This window comes from Pseudomonas sp. X10 (assembly GCF_054889225.1).
Genome location: NZ_CM142677.1, coordinates 2,974,886 through 2,990,953 on the forward strand (window position 1 = coordinate 2,974,886; position 16,068 = coordinate 2,990,953).

A 16,068-nucleotide genomic window follows, 5' to 3' on the forward strand; every position below is an offset into this window, starting at 1 on the left:
CCTTTTCCTCGTGTCCTATTGCGCCGGAGCCGTGGCCGGCGGCGCTTCGTTGGTGACCCGCAGCAGGCCCCAGAGACCGGCGGCATTGCCATAGGCGGCGTAGTCGCGGAACAGGTAGTCCCCCGGCACCGCGTTGGCCCCTCCGGCACTCGGCAGCATGAAGCTGAAGTGCGCCGCTGGCAGCACGCTCTCCTGGGCGCCGATGTACATCGACATCGGGTTGTAGCCGAAGCGCACCGAACCGATGCCCGGCAGCCACATGGGGTAGCCGTCCTGGTCATTCTTCTCGGCCTGGAAGGCATGCAGCGGCCACAGGTGTCCGTCGAGCTGGTAGGTAATGCCACGGCTGCCACCGCTGGGCATCAGCACATGGTTGCGCACGGGCTGGCCGGGCTTGGCCCAAAGTATCGGGGTCTGCGGGTCGCCACCGACCAGGGCGTTGCTGTAGGCCATGTGGGCATTGGGCACATCGGCCCAACCATGGCCATCGGCATGGCCGAATGGCGCGTCCGGCGCCAGGCCGAAGCGCAGCCACAGAGGCTCGGTCTTGTAGTTGATGGCCATGTCGGAGTTGTCCTTCGGATCCCCCGGCACACCATTGCCCTCGGTGGCGATGCCTTCCACCGGCCGGCCATCGGCCCAGCGCATGTTCAGCGCACGCTGCCAAACGGTGACGAAGTCGCGGTAGGCGGCTTGCCCGCTGAGCTGTACCGTGGCCGAGGCGCGGCTAGCCGTGTCTTCGGTCCAGGTCGCAGTCTGCGGCAGGATGCTCATGGCACCGACCAGGCCCTTCTGCGGCTGCTTGATGACATCCGCCGGGGTCAGGTTGAGGCCGCCGAACTCGATGGCCGTGGTGTTGATGTTGTCCACCGTGCGCCCCAGCTGGACCACCGGCTTGCCTTCGCGTTCCAGGTGCCCGGCATAGTACTGGTACACCTTGGTCGGGTAGGCGCCGCTGCTGCCGTTGCGTGGCGGCACGGTCTGCACCGGGTTGAGGCCGACGTTGACGCCATCGGACTTGGTGATGTCATAGCTCAGCAACTGGGCGTGCAGGCCCACATGGCTGGACGGCCGCATCATGTTGTTGTTGAAGGCGGTGGAGCCTTCGCTGCCATTGCGGTCGCGCTTGACCACGTTCTGCATCACCGCCGTGCTGGCCAGGTCAGGCATCACCAGTGGCAGGCGGTTCTCCAGGGTCACGCTGATGCAGTCGCCGGCATTGGCACGCAGCACCAGCGGTTCCACCGGCACACCAGGCTTGAGCTTGCCGCTGACTAGGTCGAGGTCGGCCTTGCGCACATAGAGGATGGCGGTCGGATCATGCAGCGGCGCGCTGTGGCCACCGATGGTGAAGACCTCGCCGTCCTCTTCGTCGATCACCGTGGCTTGCGGGATGGCCGTGTTGCGGCTGTTGAACACCAGGGTGCCGCCGTTGACCTTGAGCGGCCCCCCGACGTGCTGGCCGTTGCCGGCAGGGTCAGTGATGCTCACCCCGTGGCGGTTCTCCAGGATATCGTTGGCCAGGGCGGCGACGATTTCGTAGTTGCGCTTGACCGTCGGCCGGGTGCCGATGCCAGTGGGGTTGGCGGTGTAGCGCGGGCAGATGCCGTCGAAGGCCACGGTGTTGCGCGCAGACACCGGCTGCGGGTTGTTCGGCAGCGGGAACAGGTCGCTGCGCGCCGTGGTGTAGTTGCGCATGATGCCCCAGATTCCGTTCCAGTAGCCTTCCAGGGCGGCATCCAGGGAGTACAGGTAGTCGCCGTCGCTGGCTGCGGAGCTGGAGATCATCGCCACTGGCGCCATGAAGCCCAGTTGCTCGGAGATACCGACCATTTGCGAGGCCTTCCAGCCAGAGTTGGAGCTGCTGCCGTAGCCGGAGCCGTTCTGCAGCCACTTCACCCCGTGCAGCGTGACGTTGTGCTCCTCTTCATGACCGCCGGCATGCATGCGCAGGCGCACGTTGTCACCGGAGTAGGTACGCAGCATTGGCGTGAATGGATCGCCCGGCTCACTGCCGCCCTTGTTGATGTGCGGTGGGAACAGTGTGGTGCCACCGGTCGGGCCGACGGCCGAGGTGACGGCTGAAGGCGCCAGGTTCATCGCCGGGATGACACGGTCGGTACGGCTTTGCATGGCATAGGCCAGGTCGCCGGCCAGGCCGTCGGCCTGCATGCCGCGCTTGCCGTCCGGGCCCACCTTGTTCGGGTCGAACACCCGCAGGGCCAGCGGCTCGTTGCGGTAGTTGACGACGAACATGCCCGGGTCATCCACCGAAATCGCCTGCGGGCATGGCCGGCTCGGGCAGCCCGGGCTCAGGCCGCCACGGGACTCGACCACAGCTTCCAGCAGGTTGGAAGCCTTCTGCCGGACCGGCGGGTTGATCGCGAAGCGGAAGCTGTCGGCGGTCGCTGGGTAGGCCTGAGCATCGGGGACACCGTCAGGGCCGGCGCCGACATAGACGCCCGCCTCGTAGGCATGCTGGAAGTCGCTGTATTCGAGGAAGAACTCGCGGTAGCTGTCGTTTCGTCCGTCCCCGTCCAGGTCGCTGGTGCTGATCACCGCCTGCCACGAGGTCGGCCCACCATCCTGGCGCAATGCCGGGTTGTACAACTGCTCGCCGGTCTCGGCATGGTACCAAGTGGAGCCCGCCGGCTCGGCCAGCACGGTGGCGTACAGACCCAGTTGCTGGTGGGTCGATGGGCCGAAGTGGTCATGGGTGAAGATGGTGCCCAGGCCTCGGTCGACGTTGTACACGTTGACCACGGGGTCGGCGAACCAGCGTTGCATGGCCGTGCGTGCGCCGAGCCAGTCGGCACGCCCATAGCGGCCGAAGAACGGGTGCTGCTTGGCTTTCGGGCAGGCGCTGGTGCCGTCGCGCGAATCCCCTTCGGTACATTGGTTGAACTCGCGGATGGCATGGACACGCTCGACCAGGCTGCCGGGCGAGAGGATGCCGTCTTCGTAGTTCCAGCCGTTGGCCGAGCCGTCGGAGGCGGTCAGGTCCCACTTGGGCAGGTGGATGTGCTGGCCGATCACATCGGTCGGGGTGCGCACCTGGTAGTCGTCCATCTCATAGAAGGCCGGGATCAGGTTGGTGTGCTGGTACATGGTGCAGTCGAAGGTGTTCATGCGCATCACCAGCGGCTCTGGCGGGCGCTGCTTGGTGATGACCGGCCAGGCGTCTTCCCAGAGGGCGGTGATGCGGGCTTGCGGGAAGTGGTAGCCGACCTTGTTGAACACCGCGTCGAACTGGATGTTGGCGCCTTTGTAGATCCGCGGACGGTCGGCGGTGAACGCCGAAGTGCCACGGAAGTTCATGCCGTCCAGGCGCTCGCCACTGAAGTACTCGCCGACGCCAGAAGACTGGGTCAGGCGCTTGCCACGGTCGTCCATGCAGGGCTCGTAGAACGGTGCGCCCGCAGCCGGCAACGCGCCATTGGTGCGGAAGTTGCGCGCCACCGGCTGGCTGCCGGGCAACAGGGCGAAGCTTGGGTGTTCAGCTTGGGCATGGAACTTCATGGCCGCCTGCTCGACCTCGGTGCCCTCTTCCGGCAGGTAGATCGCCTTGGCCTTGGTCACTACCTTGGAGAAGTCCAACCGGGTGGTGGTGACCTGGGCATCGCCGCCGGAGGCGAAGCCGTCCAGCGCGTGCCGGCCCAAACCGCCGTCCCAGCCATCCACCTGGGCCGGGTCGAGGTCGGCCCACAGGGCGTTGCCGCTGTCTTTGAGCTGCTGGGCCAGGGCCGGGTCAAGCATGTCCAGCGGCGGGGTCGGCGGACGTTGGCCGACGCTGCTTTCCATGCCGCCTATCCAGAACGGGAAGCCAGGGTTCTTCAGGCTACCGTCGGCATTGCGGTTGCTCTCGCTGCGGTCCACCAGGGCCAGGGAGCCAATGGCGCGTGGGCCCGAGGAACCGTAGCCATGGTCGTCATCGTGCTCATCATCATCGTCGTCATCGTCATGCCCAGCGATCATCGGCTCAGCCAGCTTGGGCACCACCGCGACCTTGCCCGGCATCGGCGCCATGGCCTTGCCCGGCAGCGGCACCACCGCCGGAATCGGTGTGCCCGCGACGATCTCACCATCCGGCAAAGCCCGTGCGCCGGCAGCCGGCTTGCCGCTGCGCAGGGCGAACGGCGTACTGTGGTAGCCCTGCTCGCCCTGTTCGCTGACTTCAAGGCGAGTGCCTTCTTCGAACACGTCGTGGATCCGCCACATGGCCCACATGCCTTGGGCGAAGTGCGGGTAGAAGTGGCAGTGGTAGATGGCATCGCCAGCCACGCGGTTGCGGTTGCCCGAGCCGCCGTTGGCGATTTCATAGGTGTAGCCGACACCCGGGCCGATGCCCTGGGCGTCGATGTAATCGGAGTTGTCGTCGTTGGGGTTGAACAGCCATTGATGGCCGTGCAGGTGGAAGATGTGCTGCTCGTGACCATTGTGAGTGTTGCGGAACTTGACGAAGTCGCCGATATAGCTGTGGTTGACGTTGGCAGGTTCGGCTGGGTACAGGGCCATGCTGGCCTTGACTCCCACCCGGCTGGCATGCGGGGTTTCACCCGGGCGGATGCTCTCCAGGCCGACGTTGGCCGGTACATCCACCAGCATCGCCACGTCGCCCACAGTGTGGGCGCTGAGGAAGAACTCCTCGTAGGCACAAGACAAGCAATCGTGCATCGGCCCGACACCGAGCCGGTTGGCCACCACCTCGGCGCCCATGCCGCCGGAGCCGTAGTTGATCATGAAGGAGTCGCGGGTCGGCTCCAGCACATGTCCCATCACCGGGTCCGCCCAGTAACCAGGGAACGCCTGGGTCGCGGCGACCTCGTCGGTGAATTGCGAGGCGAAGTCGCGAAAGGCTTCCAGGCGGTTGGGCAGCGCCGGGTTGCGCTTGCCGATGCGCTCCAGCGGGTAGGTCGAAGCCGGGAAGCTGCCATCGGGATTAGGGCCCATGACAATGGCGTCGCTCTCGCTGTTGATGATCTCGTTGCCATCGACCATGGCAATGATCGGCCGCCCGGCCTTACCCTCGGCGATCCATGGCGCCTGCTGCGGATAGCGGGCCTCGTAGTCGATCACTGGCTGGCCGGTCGCGGTACGGCCAGTGGTAGCCAGGCGCATTTCTTCTTCGGTCAGGGTATTGCGATAGGTCCGCCCATCCTTGGGTACCACCACCACCTGGCCGAACAGACCATTGGAGACGTTGCCGGCCGTGCCCTGGCCGCCGAAGGTGGCGCCCAGGCTGGTGGCGGCGAAAGCGCCTTCGCGCTCGGCGTACAAGGTGTAGCTACGGGTGGCGCCGGGAGCGATCAGGAAGTTGCCGTTACGACCGGTGTTGGCAGCGATGTCGCCGATGCTGTTGACCGCCTGCATACCGTTGACCTGGAAGCCCACATGACGGTCGGTGACCTGCTCGTCGGCGACGAAGTCTTCGCCGCCTTCATGATTGTTGGCGCCCTCCTCTTCCTCGTCCTCGTTCTCGTCATGGCCGATGCCGTGCTTGTTCGGGTTGGCCTGGTAAGCCAGCAGGTTGGTGAGGTTGACCGTCAGGCAGTCACCGGCCGCGACCCGGAGCACGATCGGGCGCGGACGCTTGTCCGGACGCAGGCTGACCTTGCCCGGCACCGCCGCGCCGCCCTTGCCCAGGGGCACCTGGTGCTCGTCCACCACGTCCTGGCGCAGGGCGAACATCATGCCATTGGCGTTCTGCGCGCCCAGGCGGTTGAACATCAGTGGCTGGTCCAGCGCCACCACATTGGCGACCAACGTGCGCTGGCACTGCACTGCCGCCTCGCCGGTCATGTGCCAGCCGAACATGGCCAGCACAAGTGAAGTCAGGACAGAGCCTTTTAACGGGGTCATCATGGCGCGCCTCCGGGACACAGGAACTCTGCAAGCCCCGGAGCAAGCCGCGTGCCAGAAAAATTATCCTTTCAGATCAATAAGATATGGAAACGACCAGAGCGCGCTGGGGGGCATTCCCCAAGGCTTCCCCTGAATCGGGGGACTGGCCCTGCCGGGCGCCCAGGGAGGACGACCCGCACAACGGCCCAGAGTCAATGCTTCCGGGCCTTGATCAGCGGACGCAGGAGCTCGTCGCGACGCCCTACTGCAAGCGCGAGCGGATCCGCTTGCACACCTTCAGCACCCGCTCCACATCCTCAGCCTCCAGGTCGACCCTGCAAGCCATGCTGTTGAACACCTTGGCCGCCTCCTCTTTCAGCGCACGGCCCTTGTCGGTCAGCAGCAGGTTGCGCCGACGGCGGTCTTTCGGGTCCAGGTAGACGGTGACGAAACCATTGGAAGCCAGGCGCCGGACAATAGGCGTCAGGGTGCCGAGGTCGAACAGGGTCAGCTCGCTCAAGGCACTGATGGACAGGTCGTCCTGCCCCCAAAGGCCGGCCATCACCAGCAGTTGCGGGTAGGTCACGCCCTGGCGCCTGAGGGGCTCCGCGTAGTCGCGAACCATGGCATTAGCGGTCGCGTACAGTGAGAAGCAGAGCATCTTCTCGAAATCGAAGGTCGGGTCATCAGTGTGCAAGGACAGTCAACTCACGCAGGGTAGGCAAAGAACGGGACACGGTCAGGCAACCCGGAAGTTTCACGGGCCAAGGCCGATGGTAACGCGGCCTTTGGCCCCGAAGGAATCGTCCACGGCCCTCGCCGGGACCTACGGTCTCATTCATTGACCAAGCGCCGTAGAGTCCCCGGGCCGTGCATTGTCAGCACGCCGAGGATCTGGCCAGCTAATGCCGGGCTGGCTGATTCCAGGTGGAAGTGATGGCCGCCAGGATGCCAGAACACCTGAGCGTGCCTGGGCAAAGCGGGCTGGCGCTTGTCGAACAGATCACCGGCGAACAACCCCTGGCGGCCAAGCATCAGGTACAGAGGACAACGGATGCGCCGCAGAAGCTCGCAAGCCTCGCGTTCGGTCAGGGGCATGGGCTCGGGCAACACCAGGCGTGGGTCGTGGCGCCAGCGGTAGCCATCGCCCACCCGCAGCAGGTCGCGCAGGGCGAGGATGCGAGCGGCTTCGAGGGACAAATTGCCATCGATGCTGCTACGCCGTTGCTGCAGCGCGCTCTCAAGGCTATCGAACTGGACGCTGCCCGGCGCCGAGAACCCATGCAGCCGGGTGCGCTGGGCCAGGCGCTTGAGGCGGTAGGCGCGCCTCAAGTGCTCGAGACGGCCATCCTCCGCCACGGTGAAGGGCGCGCCCATGCCATCGATAAACATCATGCTGGCGATACCGCTGGTCAGCGTGGCGAGGATCGAGGCCACGCCGGTGCCCATGGAATGGGCCAGCACATGAAAACGTGACCAGCCGAGGCTGTCGACCAGGGCCAGCATGTCTTCGGCATGCTCCCAGAGGTAATAGCCGCTGTCGCCACGACGGTGATCGGAGCGGCCATGCCCGATCAAGTCCGGCGCCACCACGAAGCAGCCCTCCAGCAAGGGGGCCAGGCGCTCGAAGGAGGCGGCGTTGTCCAGCCAGCCGTGCAAGGCCAACACTGGCGTTCCATCTTGTGGGCCCCAGGTGCGTACCGCGAACTCGATGCCATTGAGGTCCAGGGCATGGTCCCGGGGACTAGACGGTGGGCTCATGAGTACTCTCCCTGGCTGCCACCTGACGCAGCTGTTCTAGATCGAATTTGCCATTGGGGGTACGGGGCAAATGGGGCTCGACGCGGATCACCAAGGGTACCTTGTGCGCCTCCAGGCCAGCCCGGCACCGCTCGAGCAATTGTGCGGCATCCAGCTCGATACCGTCCTCCAGGCTGACGAACGCCCAGAGTCCTTCGCCGACCGTGGCATGTTCGACACCGACCACGGCCGCAGCCTGTACGCCGGCCACCCCATAGAGAAAGTCTTCCACTTCGCTGGGGCGCACCTTCATGCCCCGCGACTTGATCACATGGTCCATGCGCCCGTGGAAGTACAGGTAGCCGTCTTCATCGAGACTGCAGTAGTCCCCGGTGTAGAGCACGCTCTCCCCCGGATAGGGCCCTGGCTTGAGCTTCTCTGCCGTGGCCCTGGGGTTACGCCAGTATCCGGCCATGACGGTCGAGCCACGAATCACCAGTTGGCCAACCTGATGCGCCTGGACAATACGCCGGCCCTCATCATCCACCAGCCAGAGTTCGGTGTTGGGAATGGCGATACCGACGCTGCCGGGCTTGCTGTCGATGTCCTCCGGCGGCAGGTACGTGCAGCGCTTGCATTCGGTCAGACCGTACATGGAGTAGATCTGCGCCTGGGGAAACAGCTGTTTCATCTGGGTGATGTGCAAGGCCTTGAGCGCCGCACCGGTGTTGGTGACCATGCGCACATCGCTGAAACGCGCGCCACGGCGGAAGGCATATTCGTGCAGCAATGTCAGCAGGGTCGGCACGAAAGGAATGATGGTGACCTGGTACTGGCGGATCTTGCGGATGAGGAAGATCGGCCAGGTGAACTCTTTCTCCAGCACCAGGGTGGCGCCAACGGCCAGGGACATGATCATCTGGTACAGGCCGTAGTCGAACGCCAGTGGCAAGGAGCAGAGCACCCGGTCACTCTCGTTGTAGCGCAGGTAAGTGTGCAGCGAATCGAGCGCGGCCAACATGTTGCGGTGGGTCAGCATCACCCCCTTGGGCGCGCCGGTGGAGCCGGAGGTATAGATGATCGCAGCCAGGTCCAGGTCCAGGTTCGGCGCATCTGACATCAGGTTGAGTTCGTGGCTGAGCAGGCTTTCGAAGGTGCAGGTATCGACCGCGTCGGCGACGCCATCGAGCAGCACAATGGCGCGCAGGCTGGCCAGCCGCCCGCTGTCACGGCCCAGGGCGGCGAACTTCTCCGAGGTGGTGACCAGCACCGTCGGCTCGGCATCGCGCAGGATGTGGCCGAGGCTTTCGGCGCTGGCCTCCAAGCCGACATTGACCACCACACCGGCCGCCTTGAGCACACCCCAGAAAGCGCAGGCGGTCTCGACCCGGTTGCCCAGGCAGATCACCACCCGCTCCTGGCGCTGCAGGCCGCAGCCTTGCAGGCCAGCGGCCAGACGGGTGCTGGCCTCGTCGAGCTGAGCGTAGGTGTAGGTCTCATCGGCATAGATGATCGCCGCCTTGTCCGGGTACAGCTGTGCCGTGTTCTCCAGAACCTGCGACAGCAGGTTAGGCTGACGCATGATGAACCTCGCCCGAGGCCGGTTGGCCGGAGGCCGTATGGCGGTGGCTGTCGATATAGGCGGCCAGGCTGGCCACGCTGTTGAAATGGGCTGGCGTCAGGGTGTCCGGGTCGACCTGGAAGCCGTCGATGCTGTCCTCCAGGCTGAGCAGCAATTCCATGGACGTCAGCGAATCCAGGCCGAGGTCGTCACGCAGATGCGAGTCAGCGCGAATCGGCGTTTGCGCCGATAACTTGAGGACCTCCCGCAGGATCTCCATCAACTGTTGCTGGGTCGCCACCGAGGTGTCCTGCGCTTGCACGGCCACGTCCGCCTGCGGCGCCTGGCCGAGCAACTCGGTTAGCGGCACATCGGCATGGCTATCGCGGATCTGCAGCGCTTCCTGTCGCGCCCGCAACAGCACCAGGCGCCCCTGGCTGACCAGCACCTCCGCCGGGTGCCCCTGGCTGTGGAACAAGGTCGGCGAAGCGGTCGGCCCATAGGCACCGGAGGCGGTCACGGCAAGCAAGTCGCCCTCGCGCAGAGGCTCGATCATCAAGTCGCGCGCCAGCAGGTCATCCGGACTGCAGAGCGGACCGGAGATGTGATAAGGCTGCCGCGGCCCGCCTCGGCCGCCTGCGGCGTGGACGATGTGGAAGTTGCGCTTGAGGACCTGGCCACTGCCGACCGCCGCGCCGTGGCAGTGGGTGCCGCCGTCGGTCACGGCGAAGGTCTTGCCATGGTTGTCCTTGAGATGGTCGACCGTGACCAGCAAGGCGCCGCAACGGCCAGCGATGAAACGCCCGGACTCGAGCAGGATCCGCGTCCGCGGAAAGTCCTGGTGGAATGCCTCGAACAACGGCCAGAGCAGCACCTTGAGCGCGGCGCTGTCGAGCTCCTGTTCATTGGCGTAGTACTTGATGCCCAGGCCTCCACCGACATCGACCATGTCCAGGCTGACGCCGTGGGTCCGGCAAAGGCTGCGGAACAGTTCGAGGATGTAGCGGGTGTTTTCGTAGACCGCGCGGGCATCGAGGATCTTGGTGCCGTTATAGACGTGGATGCCGCGGATGCGCAGGTTCGGCAAGGCCAGGTAGCGGGCGAAGCCGGCCACCGCTGTGTCTTCCTCGATACCGAAATGGGTAGGCCGACCGCCCATTTTCCAGGGCGAGCCGGCCGCGCTGAAATTGGGGTTGATACGGATCGCCACCGGGGCGACGCAGCCCATCTGCCCGGCCAGGGCGGAGAGCCTGAGCAGCTCGCTCTCGGACTCGACGACGATGGCGTAGACCCCGACCTCCAGGGCCCGGCGGTGTTCCTCGGGCTTCTTGCAGGGGCCCAGGAAAATGATGTCTTGCGGTGCTACCCCTGCCTTGAGGGCGATTTCCAGCTCCGCGAGCGAACAGACCTCGGTATTGCCGCCGTAAGACCGGATCAGCCTGACCAACGACAGGTTCGGGTTGACCTTGAGCGCGTAGAAGATGTCTACGTACTCGGGCAGTGCGTCACGCAGTTCAAGGTAACTGCTGCGCAAGACCGCCTCATCATACAGGTAGGTTGGCGTGCCGAACTGTGCCTTGGCCTGCAGTACTACTTCCCTAGAAAGCTGCATGGGGGTGCTCCCTTGTTTCTTATACGGTGCGCTCGCCCTGCTCATCGCTGGCACGACGAGGGCAGACCCTAAACTTTGCGCGCAAAGTTTTTGGGAATTCTGGGATGGTCACTGCCTTGATGTCAAGGTAATTCCAAGGTGTCGCATTACCCTATGGTTACGGGGCCGCCGCCTTCACTGATTGCGCAGGTCTTCGAAGAAGGCCTGCCGGCCATCCACCTGCTTGGACGCGCGCGGCAGCTTTGCCGCCTCTGTGCTCGGCGCCTCCACATACCAGTAACAATGCTTGACCGCGCGCGTGACCGCGACATAAGCCAGGCGCAGGACCTCGTCCTTTTGCGCCGTGTCGAACGCCTGGGCGTCGCCGTCGCGCCCCAACCCGGCCATACGATAGGCCTGGTTCTTATAGGGAGAACTGGTCAGGTGCTGGCAATCACCGAGCATGAACACCGCGTCGGCTTGCAGGCCCTTGGCACTGTGGTAGGTCAGCTGGCGCAGCCGGCGCTGACCGGCAGGCAAGCTAGAATCCAGATTAATAACTGACTTTAAATGATCAGATATCAACAACTTATCGCTACTTTTTCGAAACAGGATCATCACCGACTCACCTTGCTGGTAATGCTCCAACACGGTCTGCGCCAAGCTTGCGTCGTCGCGTTCAAGCACCTTTACCGGTGACAGGGACAGCTGCGCCGCCGGGCCGCAGGCCTTGGCTTTCTTGCCACTGATCGCTGGCGCTGGCTTCACCAGGTGCTCGGCGGCGTCAATGATGTACTGGTGGCTGCGGTAGTTGTCGACCAACATGACCCGGGTGTTGGACGGCGCCGGAAACTCCTTGGCGAACTCCATGAAGTACTTCGGCGAACTGCCACGCCAGCCATAGATCGATTGCCAATCATCCCCCACGCACAGCAGCGACGAATGCTGCGCGCTACGCCCAATGTGCAAGGCCGGACCACGACGGCGGATCTCGCGCAGACAAGCGCGCAGCCAGCTGACGATCTGCGGCGAAACGTCCTGGAACTCATCGATCATCAGGTGCGCCAGTGGACGCAGCAACGGGTCCGGCAGCAGTTGCAGGTTCTCCGGGTTGTTCTCGCCGAACAGGGCGAACATGCGGTTGTAGCTCATGATCGGTGGCGACTGCGCCAGCAGGTGGGCCTCCAAGGCCTTCCAGTACAGGCTCAGGGCTTCGAAGAACAACGCATCGTTGTCCCCCGCCGGGAAGCTCATGCCGGCCACCGCCGTCGAGACTTCCAGCCCGAGGTTCTCGATGAAGCCAGCCGCGCCGACAAACGCATCGAGCAAGGGCACGGCCGCAAGTTCGCCCTTGACCTTGTACTCGAAGCCGGGACCGGCCACTGCATCCCCGGCCAAGGATGAGGCCAGGCGCCTGGCTGCAGCATAGTTTTCCAGCCAGATCACTGGCTTATCGCAGAAAGCTTGAAACAGGGTGCGCTTTATCACCCATTCCGCCCAGACCGGTAACTTGGCGCCAGGACGCTTGTACTGTTGGCTCTCCCCTGGGTCGAAACCCAGCACGACCCAAGCGTCCAGCTCGGCTACATGGCCATGGACGTGAAAACGGCTGCCGTTGATCTCGACGGTCTGGCGGCTCGGCTCGATGCCTTTGATCGGCCAAGCCCCCGCCGAGAACCACAGGTCCTCGATCAGGTCGCAGAGCTCCTCGTCGCGCTGGGCCGACAGTTGCGTCACGGCCACGCGTTTCTGCACGTCGGGATGGTCACGGTCGAGGGACTTCAGTTGCAAAGCCTCGCGCCGCAGGCTGGCAATCAGCTCGGCAAAACGCGGGTTGTCGTGCAGCAGGTCGCGGTAGCACAGGTTCAACTGCTGGCGCTGGGCGTCGTTCAGGCGCAGATCGAACGGGTTGCTCTGGGCGTTGGCTTCGCTGCCCGCTGGCATCTCGCTGCCCAGGGTTTCGAAGGCGCGCACCTGGCCAAAGCCTGGCAGGCTGCGCACCAACGGCAGGATGCGCGAGTGGAAGGTACGCACCAACTCCCGGGCCTGGGCCGGGCTCAGGGCCAGTTCCCAGCGAGCGAAAACCTGCACCAGCCGGGTGATGAAATCCTTGCGCGACTCGCGGGTGAAGGTCACCACGGTCATGGCGTCCAGTTCATGGCCCAGGTAGTGGTGCAGCAGCAGGATACGCAGCACCAGCGAGGTCGACTTGCCAGCACCGGCACCAGCGATCACGCAAGTGGATGGCGTGTCGCTGAAGATCATCTTCCACTGCGCCGCGCTAGGCTGGGCCTCGGCGGGCAGGCGCCGGGCGACGTCGGCCTTGAAACGCTTCTTCAGCTCGCTGCTCAGCGGCAGGCGCCAGTCGTCGAACAGCTTGTCGTCCTGCCCGGGCACGCCATGGGTCTGCGGGCGCGTATCACGGATCACCAGGACCTGGCGGCCAGCTTCGAAGCCATCCACCCGCCCCTGCTCATAACCTTCGCGCAGGCCATCGGCATGGCCGTTGCGCTGCCCGGTGGCATGGCCGAGAAACCAGGAATCACGATGCTGCGCCTGCAGCCGGCTCAGGCCCCGGCCAAGCAGGCGCGCGGCCAGGCGGCGAAACCAGGGCAATTGGGCCGGCGGCGTCAGCTCCACCGGCGGCTGGGGATGCTCGTGCGACACAGCCACTCCACACTCAAGAATGAATCAGCGACCATGTTCGCCTTATCCGTCGAAAATCGCCAGCGAATGCTTGCAGATCAGTTGATTAGGCGATGAATCGCATAAACAACGGCAAGATTATACATCCACTAAACAGATAATAATTAGCCGATATTTACGCTTATTTTCGATCTTTCAATGACGCATCATGGCTTCATTCCACTGATTCAAGGAGCAACGCCATGCTGCAACTGCGACCGTTCGATAGCCTCGGCCACGCCAACCATGGCTGGCTTGACGCTCACCATCACTTCTCGTTCGCCGAGTACTACGACCCGGCGCGCATGCACTGGGGCAACCTGCGGGTCTGGAACGACGACCTGATCGCCGCTGGCAGCGGTTTCCCACCGCATCCGCATCGCGACATGGAAATCGTCACCTATGTGCGTGAAGGTGCCATCACCCACCAGGACAGCCTCGGCAACAAGGGCCGTACCGAAGCCGGCGATGTACAGGTAATGAGTGCCGGCACCGGCATCGTCCACAGCGAGTACAACCTGGAAAAGGTCGACACACGGATCTTCCAGATCTGGATCGTGCCGGAGCGGGTTGGCGAAGCGCCGTCGTGGGGCACCCGGCCCTTCCCTAAAGGTGAGCGTGGCGAAGGCTTCGTGACCCTGGCAAGCGGTCGCGAGGGGGATGAAGACAGCCTGCGCATCCGCACCGATGCGCGTCTGGTGGCAGCCACCTTGCGCGCCGGTGAAAGCGCCGAATACCGCTTCGACGCCGGTCGCCGGGGTTACCTGGTGCCCGCCAAGGGGCAGGTGGAGATCAATGGACTGCGGGCTGCAGCCCGGGATGGCGTGGCCATCGAGCAGGAAGAAGTGCTGAAGGTCGTGGCGCTGGAGGACAGCGAGATCGTCCTGGTGGATGTCGCCTGACCCTACGGCTCCTACAGGCCCTGCGTCCATGCAGGGAACCTGTGGGGGCGTGTCGGAATGATCAGGCGATCGCCGCATCCACCAACGCTTGGGCCTCGCTCACCAGGCGCTGGAGATGCGCCTCGTCGACAAAGCTTTCAGCGTAGATCTTGTAGATATCCTCGGTACCGGACGGCCGCGCGGCAAACCAGCCGTTGGCGGTCATCACCTTGAGGCCGCCAATGGCCTGGCCGTTGCCCGGCGCATGGCTGAGGATCTGTTCGATGGGTTCGCCAGCCAGGCTCGTGGACTTGACCTGCTCCGGCGCCAACTTGCTCAACTGGGCCTTCTGCTGCGCATTGGCCTTGGCCTCGACGCGGGTGGCGTACGGCGTGCCCAGCGCCTCGGTCAACATGGCATAGGCCTGGCTTGGGTTGCGCCCGGTGCGCGCGGTCATCTCCGCCGCCAGCAGCGCCGGGATCAAGCCGTCCTTGTCGGTGGTCCAGACGCTACCATCCCTGCGCAGGAAGGACGCGCCCGCACTCTCCTCGCCGCCAAAGCCCAGCGAACCGTCGAACAAGCCTTCGGCAAAGTACTTGAAGCCCACCGGCACCTCATACAGCCGCCGCCCCAGGCGCGCGGTGACGCGGTCGATCAGGCCGCTGCTGACCACGGTCTTGCCCACCGCGGCGTCGCTGCGCCACTGCGGACGGTGCTGGAACAGGTAGTCGATAGTCACGGCCAGGTAGTTGTTCGGCGCCAGCAGGCCGTCGGCGGTCACGATGCCGTGGCGGTCGTGATCCGGGTCACAGGCGAAGGCCACGTCGAAACGCTCGCGCAAGCCGATCAGGCCCTGCATGGCATGGGGCGAGGATGGGTCCATGCGGATCTGGCCGTCCCAGTCCACGGTCATGAAGCGGAAGGTCGGATCGACTTCGGTATTGACCACTTCCAGGTTCAACCGGTAGCGCTCGGCGATCGCCGACCAGTAGCGCACGCCGGCGCCGCCCAGTGGGTCCACGCCCAGGCGCAGGTTGGCCTCGCGGATTACGTCGAAGTCGATGACGCTCTCCAGGTCCGCGACGTAGTTGCCCAGGTAGTCATGGCGCTGGGTCGTAGCGGCCTGCAGCGCCTGGGCATGGTCCATGCGCTTGACGTCCTTGAGCCCGGCGGCGAGCAACTCGTTGGCCTTGGTTTCGATCCACTTGGTCACGTCGCTGTCGGCCGGGCCGCCATTGGGCGGGTTGTACTTGAAGCCACCGCTCTGCGGCGGGTTGTGCGATGGGGTGATGACGATACCGTCGGCCAGGCCCTGCTGGCGGCCACGGTTGTAGCAGAGGATGGCGTGGGACACCGCCGGGGTCGGAGTGTACTCGTCGTCCTGCGACAGCATCACCTGCACGCCATTGGCCGCGAGTATTTCCAGGGCGCTGGCCGAGGCCGGTGCCGACAGGGCATGGGTGTCCGCACCAATGAACAGCGGTCCGTCGATGCCCTTGGCCTGGCGATACAGGCAGATCGCCTGGGTGATCGCCAGCACATGGTCCTCGTTGAAGCTCAGCTCGAACGATGTGCCGCGATGCCCCGAGGTGCCGAACGCCACGCGCTGGGCCGCCACGGCGGCATCGGGCCGGCCGGTGTAGTAAGCGGTCAACAGTCGGGGGATATCGACCAGCACGCTGGCGGGTGCCGGCTTGCCTGCCAAAGGACTGAGCGTCATGCAGAAACCTCGAGTTCAAGAGAATGTGGGGATTTAGAACGCGCAGTGT

8 protein-coding genes are annotated in these 16,068 nt (G+C 64.6%); 1 reads left to right on the plus strand and 7 read right to left on the minus strand.

Annotated elements, in window-relative coordinates:
• Positions 1 to 15: 15 nt before the first annotated feature.
• The 6 genes from mnxG to ACYU03_RS13610 form a co-directional block, all read right to left on the minus strand.
• Positions 16 to 5,862: a manganese-oxidizing multicopper oxidase MnxG gene (gene mnxG, locus ACYU03_RS13585; protein ID WP_461885085.1), complete on the minus strand. Its 5,847-nt coding sequence runs from the start codon at positions 5,860 to 5,862 to the stop codon at positions 16 to 18.
• A 241-nt stretch (positions 5,863 to 6,103) separates the two neighbouring features.
• Positions 6,104 to 6,538 carry a MarR family winged helix-turn-helix transcriptional regulator gene (locus tag ACYU03_RS13590; RefSeq protein ID WP_461885086.1) on the minus strand — a complete coding sequence of 145 codons (435 nt, stop codon included), beginning with the start codon at positions 6,536 to 6,538 and terminating at the stop codon, positions 6,104 to 6,106.
• Positions 6,539 to 6,675: 137 nt separating this feature from the next.
• The gene (locus tag ACYU03_RS13595) at positions 6,676 to 7,602 is read right to left on the minus strand and encodes an alpha/beta fold hydrolase (RefSeq protein WP_461885088.1); all 927 of its coding nucleotides are present in this window, start codon (positions 7,600 to 7,602) and stop codon (positions 6,676 to 6,678) included.
• Positions 7,586 to 9,163 (minus strand): class I adenylate-forming enzyme family protein, encoded by a 1,578-nt coding sequence (locus tag ACYU03_RS13600; protein ID WP_461885089.1) that lies wholly within the window; start codon positions 9,161 to 9,163, stop codon positions 7,586 to 7,588. The genes ACYU03_RS13595 and ACYU03_RS13600 overlap by 17 nt, the downstream gene beginning before the upstream one ends.
• Complete coding sequence (locus ACYU03_RS13605) at positions 9,150 to 10,754, minus strand: phosphopantetheine-binding protein (RefSeq protein ID WP_461885090.1); 1,605 nt, start codon at positions 10,752 to 10,754, stop codon at positions 9,150 to 9,152. Before ACYU03_RS13605 ends, ACYU03_RS13600 begins: the two co-directional genes overlap by 14 nt.
• 174 nt (positions 10,755 to 10,928) lie before the next feature.
• Positions 10,929 to 13,400, minus strand: a complete 2,472-nt coding sequence (locus ACYU03_RS13610) for a UvrD-helicase domain-containing protein (RefSeq protein WP_461891461.1) — start codon at positions 13,398 to 13,400, stop codon at positions 10,929 to 10,931.
• A 221-nt stretch (positions 13,401 to 13,621) separates the two neighbouring features.
• Here ACYU03_RS13610 and ACYU03_RS13615 point away from each other — a divergent pair, with 221 nt between their 5' ends.
• Positions 13,622 to 14,320: a pirin family protein gene (locus ACYU03_RS13615; protein WP_461885091.1), complete on the plus strand. Its 699-nt coding sequence runs from the start codon at positions 13,622 to 13,624 to the stop codon at positions 14,318 to 14,320.
• Positions 14,321 to 14,381: 61 nt separating this feature from the next.
• Here ACYU03_RS13615 and pgm read toward each other — a convergent pair whose 3' ends face one another.
• The gene (gene pgm / locus ACYU03_RS13620) at positions 14,382 to 16,019 is read right to left on the minus strand and encodes a phosphoglucomutase (alpha-D-glucose-1,6-bisphosphate-dependent) (protein ID WP_461885092.1); all 1,638 of its coding nucleotides are present in this window, start codon (positions 16,017 to 16,019) and stop codon (positions 14,382 to 14,384) included.
• Positions 16,020 to 16,068: the final 49 nt, after the last annotated feature.